The 25033-nt window shown below is 59.7% G+C and carries 22 protein-coding genes and 3 pseudogenes; 15 read left to right on the top strand and 10 right to left on the bottom strand.

Going from position 1 to position 25033, the window contains the following annotated elements:
• Nucleotides 1–317 precede the first annotated feature (317 nt).
• Nucleotides 318–1208, top strand: a complete 891-nt coding sequence (locus tag M1D43_RS29090; protein WP_164822773.1) for a GNAT family N-acetyltransferase — start codon at nt 318–320, stop codon at nt 1206–1208.
• Between the two features lie 191 nt (nt 1209–1399).
• On the opposite strand, the gene M1D43_RS29085 is transcribed toward M1D43_RS29090, so the two are convergent.
• The 4 genes and pseudogenes from M1D43_RS29085 to M1D43_RS29070 all read right to left on the bottom strand — a co-directional run bounded on the left by M1D43_RS29085 (nt 1400) and on the right by M1D43_RS29070 (nt 4903).
• Nucleotides 1400–2710 carry a PQQ-dependent sugar dehydrogenase gene (locus tag M1D43_RS29085; protein WP_027988833.1) on the bottom strand — a complete coding sequence of 437 codons (1311 nt, stop codon included), beginning with the start codon at nt 2708–2710 and terminating at the stop codon, nt 1400–1402.
• A gap of 268 nt (nt 2711–2978) precedes the next feature.
• Nucleotides 2979–3147, bottom strand: a pseudogene (locus tag M1D43_RS29080) (Fic family protein); the annotation flags it as partial.
• A 183-nt stretch (nt 3148–3330) separates the two neighbouring features.
• Complete coding sequence (locus M1D43_RS29075; RefSeq protein ID WP_015242061.1) at nt 3331–3933, bottom strand: alpha/beta hydrolase; 603 nt, start codon at nt 3931–3933, stop codon at nt 3331–3333.
• Between the two features lie 51 nt (nt 3934–3984).
• Nucleotides 3985–4903, bottom strand: a pseudogene (locus M1D43_RS29070) (VOC family protein).
• 118 nt (nt 4904–5021) lie between these two features.
• Between M1D43_RS29070 and M1D43_RS29065 the strand changes: the two are divergent.
• From M1D43_RS29065 to M1D43_RS29010, 12 genes are all read left to right on the top strand, one after another.
• A complete protein-coding gene (locus M1D43_RS29065) occupies nt 5022–5921 on the top strand; it encodes a LysR family transcriptional regulator (protein WP_318853691.1) in 900 nt (299 codons plus the stop codon).
• Between the two features lie 243 nt (nt 5922–6164).
• Complete coding sequence (locus M1D43_RS29060) at nt 6165–7073, top strand: helix-turn-helix domain-containing protein (RefSeq protein WP_027988832.1); 909 nt, start codon at nt 6165–6167, stop codon at nt 7071–7073.
• Nucleotides 7074–7217: 144 nt separating this feature from the next.
• Entirely contained in the window at nt 7218–8126 is a 909-nt protein-coding gene (locus M1D43_RS29055) for a helix-turn-helix domain-containing protein (protein WP_015242064.1), read from the top strand.
• A gap of 214 nt (nt 8127–8340) precedes the next feature.
• The gene (locus M1D43_RS29050) at nt 8341–9252 is read left to right on the top strand and encodes a helix-turn-helix domain-containing protein (protein ID WP_010967962.1); all 912 of its coding nucleotides are present in this window, start codon (nt 8341–8343) and stop codon (nt 9250–9252) included.
• A gap of 236 nt (nt 9253–9488) precedes the next feature.
• A complete protein-coding gene (locus M1D43_RS29045; protein WP_010967961.1) occupies nt 9489–10139 on the top strand; it encodes a hydrolase in 651 nt (216 codons plus the stop codon).
• Nucleotides 10140–10224: 85 nt separating this feature from the next.
• Nucleotides 10225–10515, top strand: a complete 291-nt coding sequence (locus tag M1D43_RS29040; protein ID WP_014990228.1) for a XapX domain-containing protein — start codon at nt 10225–10227, stop codon at nt 10513–10515.
• A complete protein-coding gene (locus M1D43_RS29035; protein WP_017264867.1) occupies nt 10515–12500 on the top strand; it encodes an amidohydrolase in 1986 nt (661 codons plus the stop codon). The genes M1D43_RS29040 and M1D43_RS29035 overlap by 1 nt, the downstream gene beginning before the upstream one ends.
• A gap of 13 nt (nt 12501–12513) precedes the next feature.
• Nucleotides 12514–12972: a DoxX family protein gene (locus M1D43_RS29030; protein WP_127672515.1), complete on the top strand. Its 459-nt coding sequence runs from the start codon at nt 12514–12516 to the stop codon at nt 12970–12972.
• Entirely contained in the window at nt 12969–14561 is a 1593-nt protein-coding gene (locus M1D43_RS29025) for an MFS transporter (protein ID WP_027988831.1), read from the top strand. Before M1D43_RS29030 ends, M1D43_RS29025 begins: the two co-directional genes overlap by 4 nt.
• A 19-nt stretch (nt 14562–14580) precedes the next feature.
• Entirely contained in the window at nt 14581–15555 is a 975-nt protein-coding gene (locus tag M1D43_RS29020; RefSeq protein WP_127672517.1) for an MBL fold metallo-hydrolase, read from the top strand.
• A gap of 76 nt (nt 15556–15631) precedes the next feature.
• On the top strand, nt 15632–16471 hold the full coding sequence (locus M1D43_RS29015) for an alpha/beta fold hydrolase (RefSeq protein ID WP_498814579.1): 840 nt from the start codon (nt 15632–15634) through the stop codon (nt 16469–16471).
• 465 nt (nt 16472–16936) lie between these two features.
• Entirely contained in the window at nt 16937–17179 is a 243-nt protein-coding gene (locus tag M1D43_RS29010) for a hypothetical protein (RefSeq protein WP_027988828.1), read from the top strand.
• A 975-nt stretch (nt 17180–18154) separates the two neighbouring features.
• On the opposite strand, the gene M1D43_RS29005 is transcribed toward M1D43_RS29010, so the two are convergent.
• The 3 genes from M1D43_RS29005 to M1D43_RS28995 form a co-directional block, all read right to left on the bottom strand.
• Nucleotides 18155–20056 carry a potassium transporter Kup gene (locus M1D43_RS29005; protein ID WP_027988827.1) on the bottom strand — a complete coding sequence of 634 codons (1902 nt, stop codon included), beginning with the start codon at nt 20054–20056 and terminating at the stop codon, nt 18155–18157.
• Nucleotides 20057–20672: 616 nt separating this feature from the next.
• Nucleotides 20673–20942: a hypothetical protein gene (locus M1D43_RS29000; protein WP_027988826.1), complete on the bottom strand. Its 270-nt coding sequence runs from the start codon at nt 20940–20942 to the stop codon at nt 20673–20675.
• Nucleotides 20943–21002: 60 nt separating this feature from the next.
• On the bottom strand, nt 21003–21125 hold the full coding sequence (locus M1D43_RS28995) for a hypothetical protein (RefSeq protein ID WP_017264058.1): 123 nt from the start codon (nt 21123–21125) through the stop codon (nt 21003–21005).
• 620 nt (nt 21126–21745) lie between these two features.
• Between M1D43_RS28995 and M1D43_RS28990 the strand changes: the two genes are divergently transcribed.
• Nucleotides 21746–21949 (top strand): hypothetical protein, encoded by a 204-nt coding sequence (locus tag M1D43_RS28990; protein ID WP_027992839.1) that lies wholly within the window; start codon nt 21746–21748, stop codon nt 21947–21949.
• A gap of 255 nt (nt 21950–22204) precedes the next feature.
• On the opposite strand, the gene M1D43_RS28985 is transcribed toward M1D43_RS28990, so the two are convergent.
• From M1D43_RS28985 to M1D43_RS28975, 3 genes and pseudogenes are all read right to left on the bottom strand, one after another.
• Nucleotides 22205–22627 carry a hypothetical protein gene (locus tag M1D43_RS28985; RefSeq protein ID WP_017264060.1) on the bottom strand — a complete coding sequence of 141 codons (423 nt, stop codon included), beginning with the start codon at nt 22625–22627 and terminating at the stop codon, nt 22205–22207.
• Nucleotides 22628–22811: 184 nt separating this feature from the next.
• Nucleotides 22812–23273 (bottom strand): GFA family protein, encoded by a 462-nt coding sequence (locus tag M1D43_RS28980; protein WP_088196305.1) that lies wholly within the window; start codon nt 23271–23273, stop codon nt 22812–22814.
• A gap of 76 nt (nt 23274–23349) precedes the next feature.
• A pseudogene (locus tag M1D43_RS28975) lies at nt 23350–24058 on the bottom strand (aldehyde dehydrogenase family protein); the annotation flags it as partial.
• 97 nt (nt 24059–24155) lie between these two features.
• Here M1D43_RS28975 and M1D43_RS28970 point away from each other — a divergent pair.
• Nucleotides 24156–24767 (top strand): TetR/AcrR family transcriptional regulator, encoded by a 612-nt coding sequence (locus M1D43_RS28970; RefSeq protein WP_088196304.1) that lies wholly within the window; start codon nt 24156–24158, stop codon nt 24765–24767.
• The last annotated feature ends 266 nt before the right edge of the window (nt 24768–25033 follow it).

Raw genomic sequence — 25033 nt, 5'->3', positions numbered from 1 at the left:
CAACATGCCCGGCTTGTCAATATCTGCCGTCGATCATGCGTCCGCAACGAAAGGTTTGTATCGCGTCGCCATGCATGAGATGACGGGCAAGCGACCGCTATCTCGCTTCTTCTAGATAGCTTAGAAGCCTGCGAACGATTTACATGCCGAAAGCGCATCGAATTCGGAGGATTGTTGTGCGCGCAATGCGCTCTCGAGCGAAACCTGTCGAGCGGCGGGCTTTATTGTGAACAATTGAAAAGCTTTCGCCGTTGCCTGGCCGGAACTGAATTGGTGAAGACGAGACGAAAGCAAAAGCAATGGCAGGGAGGCAAGTGGTGGACGCACCGGCATCCGAATCCAAGTTGATCGACAGCTTCAAAATGCACGTGGCTACAATTGAGAGCGCCAATCTCGAGCAGTTGCATGCCTTGTCCGTTTCCGTCGGTTGGCCTCTCCGCTCCGAGGACTTGCAGTTTCTGCGCGACTGCGGCCGCGGCTATGTCGCACACGATGACATTGGCAGGCTAACAGGTTCGGCCATGTGGTTCCCACATGGCGACGATTTCGCCACCATAGGCATGGTGATCACTTCCCCGCGTCTGCAGTCAAACGGCACCGCACGCTGGCTCATGGAACACGTGCTTTGGGATTGCTGCGGACGCAATCTCAGACTCAATGCAACGAGGGCCTCCCGCCGGCTCTATCATTCGCTCGATTTCCAGCCCATGCGGACCATATACCAATGCCAGGGCGTCGTCCGCCAGGCCGACTCGACCGCAACGACGGAGCAGCCACCGGTCAGGCGACTGGAAGGCGAGGACCTTGCCGCCGTCGCTGAGCTGGATGCAGGGGCATTCGGCGTTTCGCGGACGGCTCTGATCGGCAAACTCTTCGCGCAATCGGTCGGTTACGGCCTATTTCGTGGCGGTCGGCTGGAGGCTTTCGCGCTTTGTCGTCCTTTTGGCAGGGGCCATGTTATCGGCCCGGTCGTTGCAGACTCTGATGCCGACGCCCTCGCAGTGATCCGACGGCATGTCGCCGCACACGAAAACCAGTTTCTGAGGCTGGACACCCCGGTCGAGACCGGCCCATTCGCGACATTTCTCTCCCAGTCCGGCCTGGCCGTCTTCGATACGGTGCTCGCAATGTCGCGTCGGGGCAAAGGCCGCGCCGACGTGGTACCAGGGTCGAACCTCTACGGCTTGGCAAGTCACGCTCTCGGCTGAGCCTTTACGGCCTCCGAGATTGGGAACGCAGACGCGAAGAGCGGCTTTGGGGCAGTACCCGGACATTCCAAGCGGTGTCGTTAATCGGCCAACCAGCGACCTATCCGCCGGTGATAGGTGCGCGACAGCTCAACAGAACTTCGCGGTAGCGTGCAATCCATATCGGTGCGGCGTGCGGCACCGTTGTGCATTCAGCCGCGCTCCGCCTCGCCCGTCACGCGCCAGATCACATCGCCGACATCGTCCGCCACCAACAGGGAGCCGTCAGGGCCGATGGCAACTCCAACCGGCCGTCCATAGGACGCTCGCTCGTCGGGTGAAAGGAAACCCGTCAGAATGTCACGCGCCGGCCCGGCCGGGCGTCCATTCACGAATGGCACGAAGACAACCTTGTAGCCGCTCAGCGTGCTGCGGTTCCAGGAACCATGCTGGCCGATGACCATGCCCTCCGAAAAGCCGGGCAGAATGCCTGCGGGAAGCCAGCAAAGACCAAGTGATGCAGTGTGTCCACCCAAGGCATAGTCCGGTGTTATAGCGGTTGCGACCATCGCCGGTTCCTGAGGCACCCGGTCGTCGACGATCTGCCCCCAATAGCAATAGGGCCATCCATAGAAGCCGCCGTCGCGCACCGATGTCAGATAGTCGGGAGGCGTCTCGTCGCCCAAGCCATCGCGCTCATTAACCACCGTCCAGAGTGCACCTGTTGTTGGCTCCCACGCCATGCCCACGGGGTTGCGCAAGCCGGAGGCAAATATGCGGTGCTCACCACTCTTGAGGTCAAGCTCGTGGATAGCGGCCCGTGCTTCCTCGACCGCCATGCCGCGCTCGCCTATGTTGCTGAGCGAACCGACGCCGATAAAAAGCTTTTGTCCATCGCGACTCGCAAGCAGACTTCGCGTCCAATGCCCGCCGGCCTTGAGGTCAGCCAGCTTTCGTCCGGTCGTGCTGATACGCGTGTCGCCCGTTCTATACGGGAACGCAACCACCCCATCTGTGTTGCAGACGTACAGCGTATCGCCCAGCAACGCCATGCCGAACGGCTGACGGAGTCCGTCGAGAAATACCGGGCGCACTTCGGCCACGCCGTCGCCATCGGCATCACGCAACAGCGTGATGCGATTTGGACTTGCGCCCACGGCGGCCGCGCGCTTCATCGTGCTGAACATGGCGTAGTCGAAGGCGGATTTGATGCCCCCCGGCTCGCTCAGTGCCTCAGCGACCAGCACGTCGCCATTCGGCAGCACATGAATCCACCGGGGATGTTTGAGCCCGGCCGCAAATGCGTTCACCTTGAGCCCGGCCGCCGCAGTAGGCATCTGCTCCGCGGCCCATCCCTTGGCTGTCGGCATCTTCAGTGTCGGAATACCCTGCGGCTTGGCTTTCGGGATTTTCGGGGTCCTGCCATAAGCTGGTTCCAGAGAATCGCTGTCCTGGCGCCGCAAAAGGATAGCCGCAGCGCCGATCAGCGCGACCACACGACCGAAAATATCTGACAGACCCATGTGCCCTCCTAATCCTGATGTGCACGCTACCCGAAGCGCCTGCCGGTTAGTATCCTTAAACGGCATTGCTTTCATGGAGACCTCCCTGGGTGGGAAGCGCGCTACACCCGCTTGGCAGTTGGTGACAAAGATCTTGACTGGCTCCGCTTCGGGCGAGAGAGGCGCAAACTCAGGCGATGGCAGCCGTTCGCCACGAGCCTCGCGCCTGGCTTGTTCCCTTTTAGTGCTTGAAGCGATTGGAGCCCACCAGCTGTATGCACGCTCAATGCTAGCTGCCCGCGCTGTCGCTGAGAACGTCCATGTACGCGCGATAAACGAACACCCGGCCTCGGCGTCGCCGGGGCTTCTTCGACGATTCCAAGGTTCTGTAGCTGGTCCAGCGCTGCGTTCACAGTTGGAACTGTGAGACCGCTCCGTTTAGACGCCGACATCGACGAGCCGCCATTCTACTCGCGCAATTGTTCGCCGTGCAGGGACCCGGACGCAAGCGGTCGACCAGAGCCGAACCCTGATTGCTTTGCGTGTTTTGCCAGATCTTCACCAGCATGGCCGTGAAAATACATGAACTCGAGGCCTGCCCCGGCTCCGGCGAGCACCAGCGACATCGGAAAGCGCGTCTATTACGTCAGGAACGTGTGCAATGCTTCCAATTCCTCCGGTCGGATCTCATGTCCGCCGGAATGGTAACATGCCTCAACGCGGGCCTTCTGTGCCGCGAAATAGTCGGCCAGCCGCTCTGAGAGAGGGAGCGGGCAGATCGGGTCGCGTTGCCCCGCGGTGATCAGGATTGGTCGATCTTTCAACTGCTCGCTGTTCGGGGGGATCCATGGAATGAGTGGATGCAGCAGGGCAGCTCGGTCGAAAAGGCCGGCATTCTTGAACAAAACGGACGCAAGGATGGTTGCCCCGTTCGAATAGCCGAGCCCGTATATTGGCCGCCCCGGATTTGCTGCTTTGTGGGCGGCAATGAATCTGGCCATCTTTTCTGTTCGCAAGGTCAGGTCCTCCATGTCGTAGGAGCCTTCGCTCGTCCGACGAAAGAAGCGCAGCGCGCCAAATTCCGACACGTCCCCTCTCGGCGAAATAACTCCGGCATCCGGCAGGATTTGCCTGGCCAGCTCGGCGAACTGATGCTCGTCTCCGCCCGTCCCATGAAAAGCGAAGACGATGGGCGCGTTGGGTCCGGGCGCTTTTATCAGCGTCTGATAGGATGAGATCGTCATCGTGGTCTTCTCCGTCGGGCTGGACGCGAGCTGCCGCGGCCCCGAAGTTGGTTAGTCTTTGATCGGTTTTAGACGGCGTGAGATCTGGTCGCGATAAGGCTCGTAGCGCGTGGGAAGCTTCACGGCCCCACAGAGGTGTGCGGTGTCTTCATCGCGGTCAAACCCCGGCTCGTTGGTCGCGATCTCGGACAACACGCCCTGGGGCGTGGGGAGGTAGAGCGCCCAGAAGTAGTCACGGTCTATGACAGGCGTTACCTGATAGCCGGTGTCCATCAGGCCTTGCGAACCTCGAGCTGAGCCGCCCGATCGTCCACGGCGAAGGCGATGTGATGCACCGAGCCCGCGCCGAGGCGGCGAGATCGGCGTTGGGAACTGTTTCCAGAGTGATGACGTCGGCGCCGTTGCCGCCGCTGATGGCGAAGCTCGACCAGTCGCCTTTGCGATCCACCTCCTGGTAACCCATGAAGCTGATTAGCTCGCGCGTTGCACCGGCATCCTTTAGAGGCAGACTTGTCCGGTGGAAGCCCGTGATCGCCTTGTCCGGGTCGACCTCTGTGCTGCCGAACCGGAGCGCGGAAGCCATCGATTGCGACCAGCGAAAAGGCATCCCCGTCGGGGAACCCTGAAGCGAAGGCGCTTCTCGTCCCAGAGTTCGAGCTCCGAAAGTCCGGCCACATCGTAAGAAGCGAGTCTTTCTTTCCAGTAGCCAAGCGTGTCCTCGGCGATGGCGAAAGAAATCTCTCCCAATTCGGCACCCGGACGTGCCTTGGCGACATGCGGAAACGGAAAATAGGTCATCACCGAGCCAGGCGTGCCGATGTCGTCGCTGTAATAGAGGTGATAGACCTCCGCGTCGAAATTCACAGGCTTCTTTACGCGGCGTGGCCGAGCGCCTTGGCAAGTCGCTGTTCTCCTGGGTGCTGGCGCCCATCGACGTGAGATGATGAAGGCCTTTGATCTTTGTGAGCATGGCAAGTTCCCTCGGCTAGCGTGTTTCGCCTGATCCGGAGAGAAAATCGCTCAGGTCCTCACGAAAGTGAACAGCAATAATATTGACAAATTTGTTGCGAAAATTGCAATAAAATAGCATGGGCGATCTAAGCGATATCCGGGTTTTCTTGGCCGTAGCGCAGCAGCGCAGCTTCACCGCGGCGGCGCGACAGTTGTCGATGACACCGCCGACCGTGACCCGCGCCGTCAGTGCGCTGGAGCAGAGCCTGGGAGTGCAGCTCCTGCTGCGCACCACACGTCAGGTTTCACTGACGTCGGCCGGCGCCGTCTACGCGGCGCGCGTAGAGCCACTGATCAGGCAGTTCGACCAAGTGAGGGACGACCTGCGCGAAGAGCAAGGGCACGTGGCCGGGCTCATCCGCATCAATGCGCCGCTTTCACTCGGCCAACAACTGCTGCCGGACATCGTCTCGGGGTTTCGGGCCGAACATCCGCAGGTAAGCGTTTCGCTGTCTCTAACCGATCGCTTCATCGACATCGTGTCCGAGCGTTTCGATCTCGCATTGAGAGTTTCGGAGGCGCCGCGCGACAGGTCGACAATATGGCGCAAAGTGTGTCGCGTGCGGCGCATCCTTGTCGCCTCCCCAGGCTATCTCGCCATTTTTGGAACACCTGAGACGCCCGATGATCTCAGTCGACATGGCTGTATCGCCTACGACGAGGAGGCGATCTCCGAGACTTGGGAGCTGACGAACGGTGGGCGCACCCGCAAGGCGTTGGCCGGCAAAGTGCTGGCGGCGAACAACGGCGAGTTAATTGCCAAACTGGTGGAAGACGGGCAGGGCTTAGCCCTGCTGCCGCATTTCATCGTCGGCGATGCGCTAGCGCGCGGCGCGCTGAAGCAGGTCCTTGCCGAGTGGGAGCCTCCGGAGCTCTGGCTGACATTGTACTATCCGCCCTACGAGAAACTGCCGATGCGCGTTGCGAGATTCTCGGACTTCTTCGAAAGATATGTTACCCATACGCGCCCGCTGTGAAGAAAAGGCGAACTCAAGTCCTCTTTTCGCGTCGAAGGCGTCCTTTCCGGCAAAAGGCGAGCATATGTTACAAGAATTTGACGACGCCCTCAGGCATGCTTCCTTTGAATCGGACTTGAACGGCCTATATGCGGCCCTTCTGTTGTCGAGATCTTTTGGGTCTTCCGAATCGCGAATACGGTCCCTCGGCCGGTCGCTACCGGACCTCTCGCAACAGAAAAGCAGATTTGTTTGGAGGCGCGAATGAGTCAAAGGACCGGAACGGAAGAGGGCGTCGGCGCACATTTTGGGCTGCCGTATGCTCCGTGCCTCCCGGCTCGACCGGTTCGGGACGCCGGGTTTTCCGTGACGCGCCTGGAATGGCGGCTCAACGGGGAGGCCAACCGCTTGGTATCCTTGCCGCCCGATTCAGCATACTTTCTGATGCTGTACCTCAAGGATGCGTATCATTGCGACGTTGCTCCCGATGGCACCGAGAGCGAGACTCTCCGCTTCCGGCAGGGCTCCGTTTGCCTCGTCGATCTCGCTCATGGCGCCTGCATCCGGCTGTTCAGCGATCTCGATTCCCTCGCCTTCCAACTGCCGCGAGAGCTCATTCGGGAAGTAAGCGAGTTCTCGGCTGCCCCAAGAGCAACCACGCTTAGATGCCGTCGCGGCGAAGACGACGATGTGTTGCGCAATCTCGGAGCGGCTCTTCTGCCGCTGTTCGAGCGGCAAGGAAATTCCCACACTGCGGTCTTACAGCACATTGCCATCGCCATTTGTGCCCACTTGCTCCACGCTTACGGCGATCATGGCGGTCAGGGGGGGCCCCGTTCAACTCAATTCACTGTTTGGCAGGAGAGGGCAGCCAAGAACTTCATGATCGACCATTTTGCCGATCAATTCCCAATGGCGGCAGCAGCTTCGGCGGCTGGTGTTTCCATCCGTCGCTTTGTCGAAAGCTTCAAACGCGTAACGGGCCAGACGCCGCAACGGTGGCTACTGGGCTATCGAACAGCACGTGCCAAGCAGTACCTCGGCGAGCGTTCTTTGACACTTGCAGAGATCGCCACCCGGTGCGGCTTCACCGACGAGGATCATTTTACCAAGGTTTTCCGTCGAGTGGCGGGTACCACCCCGGCAGCCTGGCGGGCGCGTTGGCTGCATTGACAGGGGTTTCGGTTTCGTGTGCGAATGAGGGCCGCTCCGCATTCCAACTTTGGACTATTGTAGCACCGCAATCGAACCCTGGACTATTGTAGGATCCGAAACAACGGTGTATCGCGCCTAGCCAGAAATCGGGAGACCACGTCGATGGCCCTGCACGAAGCATTGAACGCCGCAGGTCGTGTGCCGGGCCCGATCGTCAAGTCGATTGCTGCCGGCGATATCAACGTTACGAGGACCTATTCCGATCGGTTTGATCTGGACGTCGCACCGGCCATCCCCTGCACAGACGCATTTGGCGTTATTGTTCAGCTTCGTGACTTCGATACCCATCGGCTATGGCGACGTGGCCAATTGGTTTACGAGGGCGGACACGCAAAGGCGTCGCTGGCAATCACCGACCTACGCGACCAGTGGCAGTGCCATCATCTCTCGCCGTTCGACAATATCCGCTTCCACATTCCGTTTTCCCGCATGCGTGCCTTCGCGGAAGAGGTGGGCCGTAGCGAATATATGGCGCTCGCTTGTGTCCAGGGGCGCATAGATCCGGTCATGCACGGCCTTGCCCAGGCATTGCTGCCATCGCTCGACGATCCTAACAAGGCCAATCCTCTGTTTCTGGAGCAGATCAATCTCGCCATGTTGGCGCACCTCAGTCAAACCTATGGCGGGCTGCACTTCCCCGTGGACAAAAAAGGGACTCTGTCGCCTTGGCAGGAAAGACTCGCTACGGACTTTTTGGCTTCCCATTTCAACAAACCGTTCTCGATTGGAGATCTGGCTTCTCGCTGCGGATTATCGCGCAGCTATTTCAACAAGGCTTTCAAGGAGAGCTTTGGGCGCACCCCTTCAAAGTGGCTGACCGAGTACCGGGTCGCGCGGGTCAAGGAAATGTTGTTGTTGGACCTGTCGATTGCTGAGGTCTCGATCAATTGCGGCTTCGCCGATCAGAGCCACATGACCAGGGTCTTCACAAGTCTGACTGGCGACACACCGGCACGCTTCAGACGAAAGAACAGGACGTTCGCCGTGGCCTTGGATCCGCTAATGGTCTAATCGCCTCCATTGGCTCACATCGTTCAAAACGCGTGAATTTCGTACAAGATCGTTATCCCGGTCGCGGCGATGATGCGGCGATTGAGGGCGACTCCGCGCACCTGAGTGGAGGCTGCCTCTTGAAACTACGATCGCACAGGGCCTCGGTCCTATGCCGATGTTTGTGGTCGAGAGGTTTTCGCTACAGGTAAGCTCAAAATACGGGACCCAAGGCATGACGGACGTCTCTTCCATCGCAGCAACCAAAAGACATGACAGTCTCGGCTGCTCCATGGACAGGCTCGACGATGACCGAACGATCGAGGGCCGTGACATGTCGTTCCATCGCAAGAGGTCGGCTTCGGCGCCGCCCGGCAGAGTCACGACACCAGCGACCGGACGCGGATATCTGCTCGGTCTCTCCGCAGCAGGCGGACACAGTCGGCGGATCATCAAAGAGCACCATTCGACTGTTCATGATTTTGAGCAAAATGCGGTCTACCTGCGGAATTTCGCCGATGATTATTGTGCTGACCTCAGCGGCTCCTTCGACTTCATGCTGCTCGAAATCAATCATAACGCGCTCGAGCGGATAGCCGACGCGGCGGACTTGAGAAGTGTCAGCGAGTTGCGCCCGGTTGCCGCCCACGCAGATCCTGTGCTTGGTGGCATGCTGGGCGCCTTGTTTGCGACAGTGGACGGGAGCGCCGACAGGAGCGCCTTGTTTGTTGACCAGCTCTCGATCGCAATTGGGGTTCATGTTGTTCAGCAATACGGCAACGGTCGCGGCAACGTGGCGGCCAGCGGGCGCCGGCTTTCCTCACGTTGCCAAGCCAGGATCAAGGACCTCGTCCAAAGCCAGCTGAATGGTGAGCTGACCGTCGAACAGCTCGCTTCGGCCTGCAATCTGTCGCAGGCCACTTTTCTTCGGGCCTTCCGCGAAACGATGGGGAAGACGCCGCATCGATGGCTGCAGCAGCAACGCATCGAAAAGGCCGTGGATCTGCTGCAGTTCTCACAAACGCAGTTGAGTGAGATCGCCAGCGTATGCGGCTTCTCCGACCAGAGCCACTTCACACGTGCCTTCGTACAGGCGATGGGCGCCACCCCCGGGGCCTGGAGACGAAGCCGGCAGTTGAGCGCTTGAAAAAGAAAGCGCGGTTCCAGTCAGGGAGCCTTGGGAAGGCCGGGAGTGCGCTATGCGACGGTACGGTTGATACCTCTCTTACTGGTTCAACTGCAGCAAGTGATCTCTCATCAATTCGTAGGTCGCGCGTTTGGTGGCGATCAAAAAGTTCAAAAGTCCCTCATCCGTTACAAGAAATGGGCAGTCGTCCTCGCCATGGTGTCGGACATCAGCAACCAACCGAAGAGGCCACTACCATGACCGCGACACCGACCCCCGGGAAACTTCTCGTTTCGCCCAAGGATCACGCCCTGATCATGATCGACTTCCAGTCGCAAATGTCCTTTGCCACAAAGTCGATCGACGCTGTGCAACTGCGCAACAACGCGGCGCTGGTCGCGAGCGCGGCTGCCGGCTTCGGTGTCCCGACGATCCTGACGACAGTCGCGGAAAAGAGCTTCTCCGGCCCAATGTTCGCGGAGATCACCGATGCCTTCCCCGAACAGCCGCTTCTCGACCGCACCTCCATGAATACCTGGGAAGACGCAGCGGTGATCGAGGAGGTCAACCGAATCGGAAAGAAGCGCCTCGTCTTCTGCGGCCTTTGGACCTCCGTCTGCATCGTCGGCCCGACCCTGTCAGCGCTCGATCAGGGCTTCGAAGCCTACGTCATTGCCGATGCCTGTGGCGACGTGTCGGACGAGGCGCATGAGCGCGCCATGGACCGCATGGTGCAAGCCGGAGTCCGTCCGATGACCTCGCTCCAATACATGCTCGAGCTGCAGCGCGATTGGGCACGCACCGACACCTACGACATGACCACCGGCATCGCCAAAAAATTCGGCGGCGCCTACGGCCTCGGTATCATCTACGCCAAGACCATGTTCGGCGCTTCCGAAGGCCACTGACCTTCACTGGGGTTGCTCAGCCGAGCGCCACTCCGGCCGCCTCCAGCGGGCGGAGTGGCGACGACCAATGTTAAAGGGAATGACGATGAAGATGTATCTCCTTTCACTCGGGGCCGGGCTACTCGTGGGTGTCATCTACAGCCTGCTCAACGTCCGCTCCCCGGCTCCGCCGGTGATCGCGTTGGTGGGGCTATTAGGGATCCTCGTCGGCGAACAGGCAGTGCCACTGGTCAAGCGCCTGATGTCCGGCAATCCGGTCAACATTTCTTGGTTCAATAGTCACTGCATCCCGCATGTTTTCGGGGAACTGCCGACCGGTGCCGCACATAATCCTGTTGCTGCGCGCGACGAGCCGTCTGCACGGGAGATCAGCTAATGCCGACCCGCCGCGGTTTTCTGGGTGCAGCGTCCGCCCTGGCGCTCCCTAACCTGTTTTCACCGGCGCGCGCCGCCGATCCCGTTTCGACCTCAGGAGACAAGCCAATGAGTGCCGATCTGATCCTGCACCATGGTCTGGTGACCACGCTGGACCGGACGAACCCGAACGCCACGGCCATCGCTATTCGGGACGGCAAGTTCCTCGCCGTTGGCGACGACAGGGACATCATGGCGCTTGCCGGACCGGAGACGAAGGTGATCGACCTGAAGGGCAAGCGCGTCCTGCCTGGACTGATCGACAATCACACGCATGTCGTCCGCGGCGGTCTCAACTACAATATGGAGCTGCGCTGGGACGGGGTGCGCTCTCTCGCCGATGCGATGGACATGCTGAAACGTCAGGTGGCGATCACACCACCGCCGCAATGGGTCCGGGCGGTCGGCGGCTTCACCGAGCACCAGTTCGTCGAAAAGCGCCTGCCGACAATTGACGAGATCAACGCCGTCGCGCCGGACACGCCAGTCTTCCTGCTGCATCTCTATGACCGCGCCCTGCTCAATGGTGCCGCGCTGCGCGCCGTCGGCTATACGAAGGACACGCCGAACCCGCCGGGCGGCGAGATCATCCGCGACGCCAGCGGCAATCCTACTGGCATGCTGCTCGCGAAACCCAACGCCGCCATCCTCTATTCGACGCTCGCGAAGGGGCCGAAACTGCCCTTCGAGTACCAGGTCAACTCGACCCGCCACTTCATGCGCGAGCTCAACCGCCTCGGCGTCACCGGAGTCATCGACGCGGGCGGCGGCTACCAGAACTATCCGGATGACTACGCGGTCATCCAGAAGCTCGCCGACGATGGGCAGATGACTGTTCGTCTTGCCTACAATCTCTTCACCCAGAAGCCCAAGGAGGAGAAGCAGGACTTCCTCAACTGGACTTCTTCTGTGAAGTACAAGCAGGGCGACGACTACTTCCGCCACAATGGTGCCGGCGAGATGCTGGTGTTCTCCGCCGCCGACTTCGAGGATTTCCGCCAGCCACGCCCGGACATGCCGCCGGAGATGGAAGGCGACCTTGAGGAGGTCGTGCGTGTGCTAGCTGAGAACCGCTGGCCCTGGCGCATGCACGCTACGTACGACGAGACCATCTCACGGGCGCTCGACGTGTTCGAGAAGGTCAATCAGGACATGCCGCTTGAGGGGCTCAACTGGTTCTTCGACCATGCGGAAACGATCTCTGAGCGATCTATAGACCGCATCGCCGCGCTCGGCGGCGGCATCGCCACCCAGCACCGGATGGCCTATCAGGGGGAATACTTCGTCGAGCGATACGGGCATGGGGCCGCCGAGGCAACGCCGCCGATCGCAAAGATGCTGGAGAAAGGCGTGCACGTCTCCGCCGGCACCGATGCCACCCGGGTCGCCTCCTATAATCCCTGGGTCTCGCTCTCGTGGATGATTACAGGAAAGACGCTCGGCGGCATGCAGCTCTATCCGCGCGCCAATTGCCTCGACCGCGAGACGGCACTTCGGATGTGGACCGAGAACGTCACGTGGTTCTCCAACGAGGAAGGCAAGAAGGGCCGGATCGAGAAGGGTCAGTTTGCCGACCTGATCGTGCCCGACAAGGATTTCTTTGCCTGCCCGGAAGACGAAATATCGTTCATAACGTCCGAGCTTACCATGGTCGGCGGCAAGATCGTCTACGGGACCGGCACGTTCGCCGATTTCAACGAGAATGACGTTCCGCCGGCTATGCCGGACTGGTCTCCGGTGCGCATGTTTGGCGGTTATGCGGCGTGGGGAGAACCCGAGGGCGCGGGCAAGCGTTCTCTGCGGCGGACTGCGATGGCCACCTGCGGCTGCGCCAGCAGCTGCAACGTGCATGGCCACGACCACGCCGGGGCGTGGACATCGAAGCTGCCGATTTCGGACCTCAAGGGCTTCTTCGGCGCACTCGGCTGCTCCTGCTGGGCCGTTTAGGAAGGACCGTTTCATGACGACCATTTCGAAAGAGACCCGCGGAGCGGCCTATGCGCGGCCGCTCCTTACCTCTCCGCCGATCCGCTTCCTGGCGCTGCTGGCCCTGTGTTCGGCCTACATCCAGGGGCCGCTGATGAAGATATATGACTTCGAAGGCGCGATCGCGGAGATGAACCATTTTGGCCTGACGCCAGCTCCGCTGTTCGCGGTCGGCGTCATCGTCTTCGAACTCGCCATGTCGGCGCTCATCCTTCTCGGCATCTTCCGCAAGGTGGCCGCACTTTGCCTGGCAGTCTTTACAGTGGCTGCGACCTTCCTGGCGTTTCGCTTCTGGGAGCTGCCGTCCGGCATGGAGCGCATGATGGCGACCAACGGCTTCTTCGAGCATCTCGGCCTCGCCGGCGGGTTCGTCCTCGTCGCCTGGCATGATCTGCACGAGCGCACCGTTTCCGGAAAGATGCGTGCGCTATGACGGATGTGACGGCACCGACAAGTGGCTTTGCGCCGCTACGCCAGAAGGTCTTCGCCGTCCTCTGGATCGCCACGATCGTCGGGAACACCGGAAGTTTCATCCGCGATGTCGCCAGTTCCTGGCTGGTGACCGACCTGTCGGCGGCGCCCGCTGCCGTCGCGATGGTGCAGGCCGCGGCGACACTTCCGATCTTCCTGCTGGCGATTCCAGCAGGCGTGCTGTCGGATATCCTCGACCGCCGCAAGTTCCTGATCGTCATCCAGCTTCTCCTTGCGGCGGCCAGCATCTGTCTTATGCTCTTGTCTGCAACCGGACTTCAGTCGGTCAGCTCGCTAATTGCGCTCACCTTCGTAGGCGGCATCGGCGCGGCACTGATGGCCCCCACATGGCAGGCGATCGTTCCTGAGCTTGTGGCAAGACAGGACGTCAAAAGCGCTGTCGCCCTGAACTCCCTCGGCATCAACATTTCCCGTTCGATCGGTCCGGCGGTCGGTGGCCTGTTGCTGGCCTGGTTTGGCGCGGCCGTCACCTACGGCGTCGACGTCATCAGCTATGTCTTCGTGATCGTGGCTCTCACGTGGTGGAGACGCGCCGCAACTCCAGACGATGTCCTCTCGGAGCGCTTCTTCGGAGCCTTCCGCGCCGGACTCCGCTTCGCGAAGGCCAGCCGCGAGCTGCACGTTGTGCTCCTGCGCGCGGCTGTCTTCTTTGCATTCGCCAGTGCTGTCTGGGCGCTTCTTCCACTCGTCGCGCGTGATCTCCTCGACGGGGACGCGGGCTTTTATGGCATCCTTCTTGGCGCGGTCGGAGCTGGAGCGATCGGTGGAGCGCTGATCTTGCCGAGGCTGCGGACACGGTTCGACGCCGACGCGCTTCTGCTGGGGGCCGCAGTCGTTACCGCAGCAGTCATGGCAATTCTCTCGGTCGCCCCGCCGCGGTGGGGAGCCATCGTGGCACTTCTTGCGCTCGGCGCTGCCTGGATCACGGCGCTGACGACGTTGAACGGCGCGGCCCAGGCGATCCTGCCTAATTGGGTGCGGGGCCGCTCGCTGGCCGTCTATCTGACCGTCTTCAACGGAGCGATGACGGCGGGAAGTCTCGCCTGGGGCGCTGTCGCTGAGGCACTGAACATCCCGCTCACTCTCAATATCAGTGCCATTGGCCTTGCTGCAGCCGGACTTTTCTTCCATTTCGTCAAGCTGCCGAAGGGCGAGTCCGATCTTATCGCCTCAAACCATTGGCCCGAACCGTTGGTCGCCGCACTTGTCGACAACGACCGCGGTCCTGTCCTCATCCTCATCGAGTATAAAGTCGACAAAACCGAGCGTCCGGACTTCCTGAAGGCACTGGCGAAGCTTTCGAACGAACGCCGTCGCGACGGGGCGTATGGCTGGGGCGTCACCGAGGACGCTGCCGATCCGGAGAGGATCGTCGAATGGTTCATGGTCGAATCCTGGGCCGAGCACCTTCGCCAGCACCGGCGCGTCTCTAAGGCCGACGCCGATGTCCAGCAAGAAGTCCGCCGCTTTCACAAAGGTGCAGAAGCGCCGGTCGTGAGCCACCTTTTGTCGATCAATCGTCCGCAGTAAACCTAGGAGAGAGAGAACGATGACCACTCGCAGATCGGTACTTAAGGGAACGCTCGCCCTCATGCTGGCCCCCACAGCAATGACGACACTTGCGCCGCCCGGCGCGGCCGCGAAGGCGCAGCAAGTCAAGATCCAGGCTCCAGGCTACTACCGGATGATGCTGGGCGACTTCGAGATCACGGCGCTTTCCGACGGAACGGCGAAGTTTCCCGCCGAGACCCTCTACGCCGGTGCCAAGGATCAGGTCGCAGCGCTACTCGCAAAGGCTTTTCTCGACTCGCCGGTCGAACTTTCGGTCAATGCCTTTCTGGTCAACACGAATGAGCGGCTGGTGCTTATCGATGCCGGTGCCGGAGGCTTCTTCGGCCCGGCGCTCGGCAAGCTCGTTCCCAACCTCGTCGCCGCCGGCTACCAGCCGGAGCAGATCGACGACATCATTCTCACCCATGCCCATGTGGACCACCTCGGCGGCCTCGTTGCCGGGGAAAAGATCGTCTTTCTCAATGCCACTGTTCACCTCAACCAGCGCGATGCCGATTTTTGGCTGAGTTCCGCCAACCGCGACGCCGCGCCGGATGCAAAGAAGGAATTCTTTTCTATGGCCGTGCAAGCGCTTTCACCCTACCGCGATTCCGGCAGGCTGAAGACCTTTGCCGACGACGCTGAGCCGGTGCCCGGCTTCAAAACGGTCCTGCGTGCCGGCCACACCCCCGGCCACAGCGCGGTCGCCATGGAGAGCAAGGGCCAAAAGCTCGTATTCTGGGGCGACATCACCCACGGCGATGTCGTGCAGTTCGAGGAGCCGGACGTGACGATCGGCTTCGACGAGAACCCGGCCGCGGCTGCAAGCGCGCGCGATGCTGCCTTCGCCGAGGCGGTCAAGGAGGGATACCTCATTGCCGGCGCGCATACGCGTTTCCCTGGCATCGGCCATGTCGGCACGGACAGCGACAAGTTCGACTGGGTGCCGCTGAACTATAGAGCGACGCTCTGATCCGCGGTTTCCCCCTGATCGGGGTCGCCCCGGAGGCTTCGGGCGGCAGTCTCTATCTCGAACCAAAGCAAAAGGAATGGCTTCCATGACGCAAAATTTCATCAAGACCGAGGACGGTGTCGAAATCTTTTACAAGGACTGGGGCTCCGGGCAGCCGATCGTCTTTCACCACGGTTGGCCACTTTCCTCCGACGATTGGGACGCGCAGATGCTCTATTTCCTGGGCAAGGGCTATCGCGTCATTGCCCACGACCGTCGCGGCCACGGTCGCTCGACCCAGGTCCGCGATGGCCATGACATGGCGCACTATGCAGCGGATGTCGCCGCACTTTCAACTGAGCTCGATCTGCGCGATGCCATTCACATCGGCCACTCCACCGGCGGCGGCGAGGCTCTGGCCTATGTCGCTCGCCACGGTGCCGGACGAGTCGCCAAACTTGTCATGGTCGGCGCGGTGCCGCCGATCATGCTCAAGACGGAAGCTTACCCCGGCGGACTTCCGATCGAGGTGTTCGATGGTCTGCGCGTTCAGCTCGCTGCAAACCGCGCGCAGTTCTTCCTCGATCTGCCGAGCGGACCTTTCTATGGATTCAACCGCCCCGGTGCGCAGGTCTCGACCGGCGTGATCCAGAACTGGTGGCGGCAGGGAATGATGGGCAGTGCCAAGGCCCATTATGACGGGATCAAGGCGTTCTCAGAGACCGACTTCACCGAGGACCTCAAGAGGGTCGAGGTGCCGGCGCTGGTGATGCACGGAGACGACGACCAGATCGTGCCGATCGACAGTTCTGCGCGCCTCGCTGTTAAGCTTCTGAAAAACGGTACACTGAAAGTGTACAAGGGTTATCCGCACGGCATGCTAACGACGCATGCCGATGTGATCAATGCGGATCTGCTCGAGTTCATCAAAGCCTAAGAAAATCCGGGCCGGCGATGGAAACGTCGCCGGCCCCGCAGAGCCGGCGCTGCAGGGCATTCGCGAGCACGCGGCGACCCAAGACATCGGGACTGCGCTCTTGGTTTCGAGAGGGCGTTCACAAGCTTGTCGATAAAACGCAAACCTTGGGCGGGCAGAGCCTGGTCGTCGGACAAACCGCCCAGATCGCGTCTGTCTCCGAGTCCGCGTCCGCAAAGGCGACGCGTCAGCGGACCGGACTTAAGGTCGTCGGCAATCGCGTCTCGAAGGCCGACGCCGATATCCCACAGGAGGTACGCCGCTTCCACAAGGTACCCGAATGCCCGGCCGTCCAGCGCTTCCTGTCCATGGCCCTGTTGTGCTTCCCTGACTCGGAAGGAAGAGCATGGATCCGCACTGGCTCCGATTGGACAGGTTACATAGCCGCGCGGGGACGTCTGCCAACGATTCACACACATAAAGACGATGACCAAGCTTGCGACCATCCCATCAGTCATCTTGGCCGCCGCAATCTTCAGTGCACCGGTCGCAGCACTCGCAGGTGGCAGCTACTATCGAGGGGTCACGTCGGAGCCGATCAATATCGGCCACAACGTGAACTCTGCAACCCAGAAGAACTCTCTCAGGGCCAAGGTGGTGGCGAACCACTCCTTTCCTAAGAGAGGAGCATATTACAAGGGCCTGATGCGGAACGAGCAACCGCGATGAAGCATCTGTAGGCTGGGCGCGGTGCTGCCGACCATGCCGATGACGCCCTCGAGCCCCGGCGGGCGTCCCATCGAGTTCTTCGACGGCGTTCGGTCCGCGAAAGCCTATCGGCTGCCCGCCTCCGCAGCCGCGACGCTACCGTCGCACCGCACCGATTCGTCGGCAGGTGCGCGCGGAATGGGATAAGCCGCTGCGCCACTGTGGGGGGCTCGGACTCAATTTGAGATGTGCGTTGATCACACTGCTGCATCTCAGTCGTCGCAAATTTCCCGAGTTCTGCCCAGTGAAATTGACGGGGTCCGCAGCGAGCGCCGTGGCCAAGTTGCGCCGTTTCCCTCTTTGCATTTTCTCTAGCATTAAACTTTCCAAGGGACTTTGCAGAAACAACCCAAGTCATTGATCTAGAGGGAGCACCTCCCGATCTCCTTCAAGGGCACGTGCGCCTGCGTACTCACAAGAGCTGCAGGTTACCTGCTAAGAGCTGAGTGGCCATCCAAGGGCGTTGGGAATAGCATAACAGGGAGATCCTGAGACCAACCGAGGACGGCCTCCGTTAACGAATCCAGGTCTGGAACAGGAAACGATCAGTCCCTGATTTACTCCTCAGGCCTCGAGCCACGTCACGGCAAATATCGCAACGATACCAAGGAGAATCATGATGCCAGCGACGTTGACCGGATCCATTCGGGTTTCCTCCGTCTATCGTGCTCAACCCTGCAGGCGATGGTATGTTCTGCATGAATCTGTCGAAAGCTAAGAGGCGCCAAGAAGGGCAGCGCTCCCGGATTGAAAAGGAGCGCTGCAGTTGGTCGACTTGTGCGATTATCGCTAAGCCAACGTTTCAGCGGAGAACTTCCGTCTGAATAGGAACTCTCTTTTAACCGCTTGCTTGTTGAAATGTTCCTTAAACTGGGTCCAGATCAAGCTACGCGCGGCTGATGCCTGGTGATGCCGCTGCTACCGCGGAGTGCGCACTTAGATAATGACTTGCTCTCCCAGCTCGACGACTCGATTAGCGGGCAGATGAAAGTACTCAGTTGGATCAATGGCCGAGTCCGCCATGGCGATGAAGAGCTTGTCTTGCCATTGGGGCAGCCCTGACTGGGGGTCGGCTATCAGCTTGCGCCGGCCGAGATAGAAGGATGTCGACATGATCTCGAACCTAAAGCCTTCCTTTCTGCAGCGCGCCAGTGCACGTGAGACATTCTGATCGTCCATGAAGCCGAACCTCAGCTCCAGCAGGCTGAACCGATCAGACAGCTTTGTAATTGTGTAGCGGTCCTTCTCGGGCACGTAAGGGACCCGGGCGGTCTTGATGGTCATGATGACGTTGTGCTGATGAAGGACGTGATTGTGCTTGATGTTGTGCAACAGAACTGCCGGCGTCGTGTCGGGCGTGGCGGTCAGGAAGATCGCTGTTCCGGGGACTTGGACAGGAGCATGCTCGGACTTTCGTTCGACTATGGCCATGAACTGGCTCAGCGGGATGTCCTGACGGGCGGTCTTCTCGCGCAGCACGCTGACACCCTTCCGCCAGGTCCACATCATCGTGATCAAGGTGCCGGCGATGAGGATGGGCACGTAGCCCCCGTGGTGAACCTTCAACAGATTGGCGCCGAGGAAGACCAGTTCGAGACTGAACAGGGGAAGCAGGACAGCTATGGCTGTCAGAGCGGGCCAGCCCCATTGGCGCCGAACGAATTCGAAGGCGAGAATGGTATCGATCACCATGGCGCCCGTAATGGATACGCCGTATGCGGGGGCAAGGGCTTCGGAGCTACCGAACATCAGCATGAGGGCGAGAACACCGGTCAAAAGGATGGTGTTGACCAAGGGCAGGTAAATCTGACCCGTTTGCGTTTCCGAGGTGTAGCAGATCTCGAAGCGGGGCAGGAAGCCGAGGTGGATCGCTTGCCGTATAAGCGAAAAGGCTCCGGTGATCACCGACTGGCTGGCGATGATCGTTGCGGCCGTGGCAAGGATCACCATCGGCAACAAGGCCCAGTTCGGGAACATCAGGAAAAACGGATTGGAGATGGCATCGGGATGGGACAAAACCAGCGCGCCCTGCCCGAGATAGTTCAACGCGAGGGCGGGAAAGACGACTGCAAACCAGGCCGCCTGGATGGAATGGCGACCGAAATGGCCCAGATCGGCATAGAGCGCTTCAGCTCCGGTCACGGTGAGGAAGATGGCGCCGAGTACGATAAAGCCGATGAGGCCGGCATTCCATAAAAAACCGATCGCATTGAGCGGGTTAAAAGCCGAAAGGATCGCCAGATCGTCGCCTATATGCGCAACGCCGGCAGCTGCCATCACGAGAAACCAAACGAGCGTGATCGGGCCGAAGAACACGGAAACGGCACCGGTCCCGCGTGACTGGACGGCAAAAAGCAGCAGGATTATCACGACGGAGATCGGCAGAACGTAGTCGTGAAGCGCCGGCGCCACGAGCTTCAAACCCTCAACGGCCGACAGTACCGACAGCGCCGGGGTGATCATCGCGTCACCGATGAACAGGGCGGCGCCGAGAACGCCGGCAAAAAACATGAGGACCGGATATTTGGTGCCCTTCTTCAGCAACAGGGCGAGCAGGGACAAAGTGCCACCCTCACCCTCGTTGTCGGCCCGAAGCAGAAAGAGCACATATTTGATGGTCACGATGGCGGTCAGCGTCCAGAGTACCAGCGACACGAGACCGATGACTTCGTCCCGCCCAACGCCACCTGGTCCAAACGGGCGCAGTGCCTCGCGGAAGGCGTAGAGAGGGCTGGTCCCGATGTCGCCATAGACCACACCGATTGCCCCGATGGTCAGCGCCAGAAACTGCGGCAGATTGTTCGCTTGTGCCGGTGCGTGGTCGAGGGAGTCGGCCATATGTTCTCCCTATCCTGAGGCGAGCTTTAAACAGTAACTCGGCTGGAGACGCTAGACGTCGCTCGTTTGAGAGCAACGGAATTAACTGGACCGCGTTCTTATTTGTTCCTGCTTAAAAGTAAATACAACCACCGCAGGGCGGTTTGTAGACCGGAATTCGGCCGTTCCTTCTCGACGAGCGACTCTGCTGCAGGTGTGATGCGCGAAATTCTCCAGAGGATCGAAGCGGGCCGGCGGGACTGCGCACAGGTGAGGCGTTGAGATGGCAGCGCCTCCGGCGAGGGCCTGCTCAGGTCGGCATTTGCAGGGGTTCTATAGAGCCGACACGAACTCACGTTACACCTCGAAGCGAGGGCGTCTAACGGTCGGTCACTGAAGAGGCAACCGGGCCCTTCCTTAGAATGCGAGCCAAGCCGGGACGGATAGCGCGGTGATGACAAGGAGATCAGCAACCGTTGAGCGAGTGCATTCAGGGTGCCTTCGCATTCTCGCTCAACATCACCTGGCAACGGTAAGTTCCGCCGCCAGACCAACCCGCGCCTCCGTCCGCTGCTTAACTGGCCGCTCCAGGTCCAGCGTAGTGCATGTGGAATTCTGACCGCTTAAGCAACCACGCCTAAATCTTCAGCCTCCAAATCGTTCCGAAGAACTCCGGCTCTGTCCACCGCAACGTGGGGGAGGGACTCATATCGTCGTCTCCGCCCGGATCATGCCACCGTCTTTGCCAGTCGTCTCCCAGCGCTTCTTTTGCTTGTTGCCCGTCCAGTCGGCTCAATAGCTGTTGAAGCAGATGGCTCTCCGGAATGCCGCTCTCCGGATGCAGACACGCGGCGATGTCTCGCTCGCAATCTTCGATCAGCTTCTTCATCTTCTGTGCGTCGGCCATAATACCTCCTTGAGCGGGTTGATATGTTTGTCGATGGGCACGGCTTTTCGCTGCCGACATTTACCAGAGGACGCCGTAAAGGGTGACGAAAACGATCATCCCGATACAAAGCGCGGGCGTTGATCTGATCGCGAATTCGACCGGGTGGAACCGGTATCTGAAGCTTCCAACAGAGGATGTCATTTTTCTTCTCCCTGGTGCGGGTCATTTAGGACGCGCAGTGCCCGAGCTGCATTTCTGGGGCTGAGCCCGTCGAACCGCCACCTTCTTATTTCTGCGACTTCGCCCGAGGAGACATGATAGACCGTGTAGGTTCCAATCCCTGGAAACTGCGACCATTGACGGAGTTTGCCGGATCTGTCCGGTGCGCTTCCTTCTGCCTCCCAACGGCTGATAATCTTAGAGTGCAGTTCGTGTTTGCTTGTCATCTTAGAACCTCTTTGCCGTGACGCATGGAGGCAGTCGGCGGGATGGCTCATCCACGCACAGGCACTGTGCTGGCACTGATCGTCGTCAACACGTGTGCGCAGAAAAACGGCTCTTGCCGAGAACTCAACAAACGGGGAGTTTGATGGGCGGGTGGGGTGCACCCGGAAGCCGAGCACCTGGCCCTGGAAAAAATAATATCTCCCAAAACTAAGTCTTTAATAAGTTCCTGCTAAAAAACAGGCTTTAACCTCGACCCTATAACTGTGGATTGCGCAAGTCACACGACATTATTGCGCCCGTCGTTGCGGCGAAAACCGCCGCACAAATATAGAGAGGCCGTAGCGCGGCCTTTAAGGGGGCGCTAAACTGCCGGCATGACCCAGCGATACGAATTGCATGACGACAGCAACGGCTTGTGGAGCGTGATTGATCGCTTCACTGGCTGGCCCGCTCGATGGGAAGGCATATCGCAGACCGGCCTAGACTATTTCGATGCGGATGATCTCACCGACTTGCTCAATCTGCTAGACGAGCGCAGACGAGCAAAAGGCAAGCCCGAAAGCGACGAGCTAAAGTGAACGGTTTCCGATCGTGAAGTGCAGAGAAAAGTGAGTGCCCGCACGAGAGGCGGGCACTCTGAACAGGTTGGGGGACCTGGTGCCGCGGCAATGCGCGACGCCACGGTAACGCATCTCGTGCAACGTTGTTCCAGGCTTCAGTATTTATTTGCCGGGCTTGGCTTTCCTCGGTTTGGATCAAGACGGGTGGCGTCGTTTCATGCCGGCTTCTGATGGTGACAACGGCGAGGAGCGGCGCACGTCGGTCATCGCATCCTATGAGGTCATCAAATCGATGATTCGCATGATCGCGACCGAATTGCTCGTGTTCTGGGTGCCTTCTGTTGTATCGGCTTTGGCGCATGTCCAAACATCACCCTTCTTGACTGTGAATTTTTTTTCGTTCTGAACGACCGAAAGTTCTCCCTCAGTCATGTGGCAAAGCATGTCGTTCGTCATTACGTTGTCCGGCGTCTTCGCACCTGCTTGGATAACGACATCCCGCAGTTTGACCATTTTATAAGTCGGGATAACCGAAGCTCGCTCACCAAGCGCAACAACTCTGACACCGGGACCGATCTCCTCACCCTCATCGGGGCCGTAAGTCTGGGCGGCTGCTGGTGTCACCCAAGCGATCAGAGGTGTGGCGGCCATTGTAAGACCGAGTGCGAGTGTGGATCTACGATTTACGGCTTCCATTGCTTCCTCCCTAATCAACTTGTTCCTGCATAAGTGGGCAACCGACCAGTGTTGAGCCGCTGCCACCAAGAGTCAATAGGTCCGTACTATCAGGCATGTCTGCTAGCGGGCTTAGCTGTCCTGGATGCATGAACATGACTGTGACTTCCGAACCGGCCGAGGATGCTGCAGGGCAGCGAACATTTCACATGCCTTTCATGATCATTTTCGCGACCGCCAACTCGCTCGCGAAATAGCCGCTGTATTTGGGCAGGCTATCGGGCATGTCCAATACACGACGGTGATAGAATATATCCATCCGAACCGGCGGCAGCCGAGCCACGGGCGCGAAATTGCATGCCGGGATGAACAGCACCTTGAACGGCCCAAAGCCGGCAACCTCCACAACCGGCTTGCCGCAAGTCCGGCAGACACCGCGGTTGAAGTTCGGCGGAGGGCGGTATTTCTTGAACGAGATATTGCCGGCTTTTTCCAGCACTACATCCTTGGCACGAACAGCGACCACATCCGCGAACGGTCTGCCGTTGAACGCTTGGCAGATCAGGCAGTGGCATCGGAACCTGACTTTTGGCGACGTATACACCTCGAACGAACAAGTGCCGCATTCGCACGAGCCGCATAGCGGCAACGATGTGTCGATGGCCATGTGCTGGTTTTCCTTTGTTTCATTGGCAAACGGAAACCCGATCACCGAAGCATCATGTTGAGGATGGTATCGACGCCTGGTCGAGGGTTTTGCCTTTGGCGACAATGACCGGCGATTTACCCCCCAGTTCAAGGGTAACAGGGACAAGGTTGTCGCTCGCAGCCTTCATCACGCGCTCGGCCCACCGCGGTGCTGCCGGTGAAGACGAGATGGTCGGACGGCAACGCAGTGAATTTCGCCCCTACCGCCGCATCACCGGATACCATGGCGAACTGTTCTTCCGAAAAGATGTCTCCCAGCATCTTCGCGAGCAGCGAATTGGTGACGGGCGTGAACTCCGATGGTTTCAGCATCACCCGGTTTCCGGCAGCGATGGCCGTGACAACCGGCATCAGCGCGAGGTTCACCGGGTAGTTCCACGGTGACATCACGCCGACGACACCAAGCGGCTGATATTCAATGCGGGCGGTGCCCATCCGCATGTGTAAAGCAACTTGGCGGCGGGTCGGCGACATGAATCTGGGAAGATTGCGGATCAGATACTTCGTTCCCTCGGCGACCCCTCCAACCTCCATGATCGCCGTCTCATACCTCGAGCGATGCCCGAAATGCGCACTAATGGCATCTTCTATCGCTTTGCGGTGCGCAATTAACGTGGCCCTGAACTTGGCCAGATCAGCGCGCTGCGCCAGCGAAGGCGCTCCGTCACGCAGGAAAGCAGCACGCTGAGCCACGAGGAGACTGCCCAGCCGACCAGCGTCGGTGATATTTGCGGTTGCGTTGATGGCCTACTCCAATGTAGACAAGAGAAACTTATGCCCTTGACGTAGGCGTATAAGTAGCCACTGTCAACAATGTAAACACAAGAAACTTCGAGGTGCCATGCAGGACACATCCAACCGCCCCTATCACCACGGTGATCTCCGTCGTGCGGTTATCGAGACCGCGTTGGATATGCTTCGGGAGGAGAAGGGCTGGCAATTCACGCTGCGGGAAGTCGCCCGCCGGGCTGGCGTGAGCCACGCGGCACCTTACAAGCACTTCCCGGACAAGGCAGCGCTGCTTGCAGAACTCGCTATGATTGGCTTCGACCGGCTGCGCGTGTCCCTTTCGGCTGCGAAGTGTGAAGCGCCTAAAACCCTGCGCGACGAAATTACTCCGATAGCCCGTGCCTACGTCGCTTTCGGAACGGACAACCCGGCTCTCTACCGCCTGATGTTTAGCGCCGAGGAAGGGAAATCAGTGGGCATGCATCTCAGTGAGCGGGCGCTTGCGGTATTCGATGTTCTCCTCGAAATCCTCCGGCGCGGCCAGGCCGAGGGGAGCATTCGCAACCGGCCGATTGAAGGTCAGGCTGCAGCCGGCTGGGGGCTCATCCACGGCATGACCATGCTTGCGATCGATGGTCTCTTGGTACCCGAGAAGGTGGGATCGGCCCCCTTGGATGCGGCCTTGAGCACGCTGGTGGAAGGACTGGCGGACCCAGCAACGTGACACTCGCTGCCCATACATAAACCCGCTCGTTCGGGAAGGGAATCCGTGCGCGACAAGGTCCGAATTGGGTCAACTCGCGCTTCATTCTGAACGGAAGGTACGGGTCGACAGCAGCCAGGCGAGCATCCGACGTAGCGTACCGAGTAGAGTGTTCCCGTTCTGTGCACAGAAGGTTGCTCCGCGCCGGCATTGTCGAAGGCATTTTCCCCAACCTTGAGCAGGCCGCCAGCCTCACGCTGAGACGGTTTCAGTTTATTGCGTACTAT

The organism is Ensifer sp. R1-3, assembly GCF_056739175.1.
This window is presented reverse-complemented; position numbering and strand designations above follow the sequence as displayed.

What these genes read in the sequence shown, in the direction of transcription:
- M1D43_RS29085 (WP_027988833.1), bottom strand. Translation starts at nt 2,710, where the DNA reads ATGGGTCTGTCAGATATTTTCGGTCGTGTGGTCGCGCTGATCGGCGCT.
- M1D43_RS29075 (WP_015242061.1), bottom strand. Translation starts at nt 3,933, where the DNA reads ATGACGATCTCATCCTATCAGACGCTGATAAAAGCGCCCGGACCCAAC.
- M1D43_RS29065 (WP_318853691.1), top strand. Translation starts at nt 5,022, where the DNA reads ATGGGCGATCTAAGCGATATCCGGGTTTTCTTGGCCGTAGCGCAGCAG.
- M1D43_RS29060 (WP_027988832.1), top strand. Translation starts at nt 6,165, where the DNA reads ATGAGTCAAAGGACCGGAACGGAAGAGGGCGTCGGCGCACATTTTGGG.
- M1D43_RS29055 (WP_015242064.1), top strand. Translation starts at nt 7,218, where the DNA reads ATGGCCCTGCACGAAGCATTGAACGCCGCAGGTCGTGTGCCGGGCCCG.
- M1D43_RS29050 (WP_010967962.1), top strand. Translation starts at nt 8,341, where the DNA reads ATGACGGACGTCTCTTCCATCGCAGCAACCAAAAGACATGACAGTCTC.
- M1D43_RS29045 (WP_010967961.1), top strand. Translation starts at nt 9,489, where the DNA reads ATGACCGCGACACCGACCCCCGGGAAACTTCTCGTTTCGCCCAAGGAT.
- M1D43_RS29040 (WP_014990228.1), top strand. Translation starts at nt 10,225, where the DNA reads ATGAAGATGTATCTCCTTTCACTCGGGGCCGGGCTACTCGTGGGTGTC.
- M1D43_RS29035 (WP_017264867.1), top strand. Translation starts at nt 10,515, where the DNA reads ATGCCGACCCGCCGCGGTTTTCTGGGTGCAGCGTCCGCCCTGGCGCTC.
- M1D43_RS29030 (WP_127672515.1), top strand. Translation starts at nt 12,514, where the DNA reads ATGACGACCATTTCGAAAGAGACCCGCGGAGCGGCCTATGCGCGGCCG.
- M1D43_RS29025 (WP_027988831.1), top strand. Translation starts at nt 12,969, where the DNA reads ATGACGGATGTGACGGCACCGACAAGTGGCTTTGCGCCGCTACGCCAG.
- M1D43_RS29020 (WP_127672517.1), top strand. Translation starts at nt 14,581, where the DNA reads ATGACCACTCGCAGATCGGTACTTAAGGGAACGCTCGCCCTCATGCTG.
- M1D43_RS29015 (WP_498814579.1), top strand. Translation starts at nt 15,632, where the DNA reads ATGGCTTCCATGACGCAAAATTTCATCAAGACCGAGGACGGTGTCGAA.
- M1D43_RS29010 (WP_027988828.1), top strand. Translation starts at nt 16,937, where the DNA reads ATGACCAAGCTTGCGACCATCCCATCAGTCATCTTGGCCGCCGCAATC.
- M1D43_RS29005 (WP_027988827.1), bottom strand. Translation starts at nt 20,056, where the DNA reads ATGGCCGACTCCCTCGACCACGCACCGGCACAAGCGAACAATCTGCCG.
- M1D43_RS29000 (WP_027988826.1), bottom strand. Translation starts at nt 20,942, where the DNA reads ATGGCCGACGCACAGAAGATGAAGAAGCTGATCGAAGATTGCGAGCGA.
- M1D43_RS28995 (WP_017264058.1), bottom strand. Translation starts at nt 21,125, where the DNA reads ATGACATCCTCTGTTGGAAGCTTCAGATACCGGTTCCACCCGGTCGAA.
- M1D43_RS28990 (WP_027992839.1), top strand. Translation starts at nt 21,746, where the DNA reads ATGACCCAGCGATACGAATTGCATGACGACAGCAACGGCTTGTGGAGC.
- M1D43_RS28985 (WP_017264060.1), bottom strand. Translation starts at nt 22,627, where the DNA reads ATGGAAGCCGTAAATCGTAGATCCACACTCGCACTCGGTCTTACAATG.
- M1D43_RS28980 (WP_088196305.1), bottom strand. Translation starts at nt 23,273, where the DNA reads ATGGCCATCGACACATCGTTGCCGCTATGCGGCTCGTGCGAATGCGGC.
- M1D43_RS28970 (WP_088196304.1), top strand. Translation starts at nt 24,156, where the DNA reads ATGCAGGACACATCCAACCGCCCCTATCACCACGGTGATCTCCGTCGT.